At 59.1% G+C, this 2,305-nt stretch carries 1 protein-coding gene and 2 pseudogenes; 1 reads left to right on the top strand and 2 read right to left on the bottom strand.

The features are described 5' to 3' along the window. A pseudogene (locus I9P22_RS23930) lies at window positions 1-83 on the top strand (IS5/IS1182 family transposase); the annotation flags it as partial. 266 nt (window positions 84-349) lie between these two features. Here I9P22_RS23930 and I9P22_RS23935 read toward each other — a convergent pair. Further along, complete coding sequence (locus tag I9P22_RS23935; protein WP_199262712.1) at window positions 350-1,381, bottom strand: IS110 family RNA-guided transposase; 1,032 nt, start codon at window positions 1,379-1,381, stop codon at window positions 350-352. Between the two features lie 110 nt (window positions 1,382-1,491). Next, a pseudogene (locus I9P22_RS23940) lies at window positions 1,492-2,219 on the bottom strand (IS5 family transposase); the annotation flags it as partial. Window positions 2,220-2,305 lie beyond the last annotated feature (86 nt).

The raw sequence follows: 2,305 nt of genomic DNA on the forward strand, positions 1-2,305 counted from the left end.
GCTACGACAAAACCGCAGACAGTTTCCTCGGCTTCATCGACATCGCCTGCATCAGGCTCTGGCTTCGCCATTTGTCAACATGACCTATAGACTCCATGTCGCCGATGCCTGGCTTGCTTGGCCCTTCATTTGAGGTCACCCCGGGTTCATGCTTCGGTCCGTGGTCAGCGCGATGGCTGCCAACATGATGCTGGTCCAGTGCGGCAATTCCGATGTGCCCATCTCATTGGCGTGCTCGACCGAGGCCGGCGACAGTCCTGACCACGGCATCATCGGAACCGCGTCCCGGTTGGGACCTCGAAGGTCTGCGATCAGACAGACGTCAACGATATAGTTCTGATGTGAACGCTCAGGCCGACTTGACGATCAACGGGACTGTGGAGAATTCAGTACCATCCCTCCACATCCGGTGAAGGATTGTGCCGATGCGCCTTGCCAAAGCCACCATCGCACGCTTTGCACCACGGCGTTTGGCAACTTGCGCAGCCCAGCTTCTCAGCCATGTCGAGCGACCCCGATGTATCATGACGGTAGCCGCTTGGCACAAGGCTCTTCGTAGATTGGCGTCCCCAGCTCGCGTAATGCCGCCGATCACGTCGCGCTCCCCGGACTGGTTGCGCGACGGTGTAAGGCCAACCCATGGACCAACTTTCTTGGACGATGAGAACCGCGCGGGATCATCGACAGCGGATCGGAAAGTTAAGGCGACGACCGCCCCGATGCCTGGCATCGTCATCAACAGCCGACACACCGCATCGTCCTTCGCAAGCAGACGGACCTGACGTTCGAGCCCAGCTAGTTCATGGCGCAGGCTGGCGCGCGCACGTAACATCGGCCCGGCCGCTGCTTGCAGCATGGCATTGCCATCCACCAATTCCCTAATCCGGGCCTCGAACTGGCCGCGTGAGATGGCGCCAACCTTCAGGCCAAAGTTTCTCAGCAGTCCGCGTAGAGATAGCTCCAGCGCAATCATGCCCTGTTGTATCGCCTTGCGGGCAGCCAAAAGCGCGCGAACCTCCTGTGCCGACACGGATTTGCAATGTACAGGCCTGAACCAGCCCATGTGAAGTAGTCGGGCAATTCCTTCTGCGTCGCGCCGATCCGTTTTGATCGGCATTGCCTTCAAAGCACCTTTCACTTGCCGGGTTTCCATAAGGACAACATCCAGCCCGGCATCGGCCAGGCCGCGATGCAGCCATTGGGATAGCGGTCCGGCTTCCAGTCCTATGATGGCGACCGCTCCCTCCAGGGTGTTTGCAAAGTCCACGATCGCCTGGGGATCACTGGGAACCTGCGCCTCCTTTGCGATCTTGCCATACTCATTGATCACACAGACGGCGGTCTTCGCCAGTGATACATCCAGTCCGATAAACAGCTTCATCCCGTATTCCTCCGATTGAGACTGATACGGGAACAGCGACAGCTTGCCATGAGCAATTGCAAGATGCTTGGGCTGGTCGTGCACGGCGCAGGCCCCGTTACAGCATCTCGTTAATTGAGGTAGAAGGCGACGGCAGCCGCGATGCAGATGGCTGAGAAGAAAGTATGAGCGCAGCGGTCATAACGGGTCGCGATCCGGCGCCAGTCCTTAAGCTTGGCAAACATGTTCTCGATCTTGTGCCGTTGCCGATACAGCGTCTTGTCATAGGCAATCGGCGCCTTACGGCTCTTCGTGGGCGGAATGCAGGATGTGATGTTCTTGTCGGCGAGAGCCTCCCGGAACCAATTGCTGTCGTAACCTCTGTCGGCAATCAGCGTCGAGCCAGACGGCAATGCTTTCAGGATGAGCCGAGCACCCTTATGGTCGCTCATCTGGCCCTCGGACAGCAGCAGGATGATGGGTCGACCCGCCTGATCGCAAACCGCATGGAGCTTGGAATTCAGCCCGCCTTTCGTGCGCCCGATACGACGGGGAACACCCCCTTTTTGAGCAGGCTGGCCGCCGTGCGGTGCGCCTTGAGATGGGTGCTGTCAATCATGAGCCGGTCTGGCGGCCCGGCTTCAGCGGCCAAGCTCGCGAAGATGCGTTCGAAAATGCTCATCCGCGACCAGCGAACGAAACTGTTATACAGAGTCTTGTGGGCACCATAGATCTCTGGAGCATCACGCCATCGCAGGCCGTTGCGGATCACATGAATGATCCCACTAATCACACGCCGGTCGTCTACACGCGGGACGCCACGCGAGCGCGGGAAAAAGGGCTTGAGGCGCGTGAGCTGATGGAGTGGATGCCCCTCCCGCCCGTGCCGAGGCGTGGCACAGTGGCAGTAGCAGGATGAGCTGCGGTGAAGAGGAGGAAGGACAT

Source organism: Paracoccus binzhouensis (assembly GCF_016446475.1).
GTDB classification, from domain to species: domain Bacteria; phylum Pseudomonadota; class Alphaproteobacteria; order Rhodobacterales; family Rhodobacteraceae; genus Paracoccus; species Paracoccus binzhouensis.

Coding starts and splice junctions, on each gene's coding strand:
- I9P22_RS23935 (WP_199262712.1), bottom strand. CDS start 1,381: ATGAAGCTGTTTATCGGACTGGATGTATCACTGGCGAAGACCGCCGTC.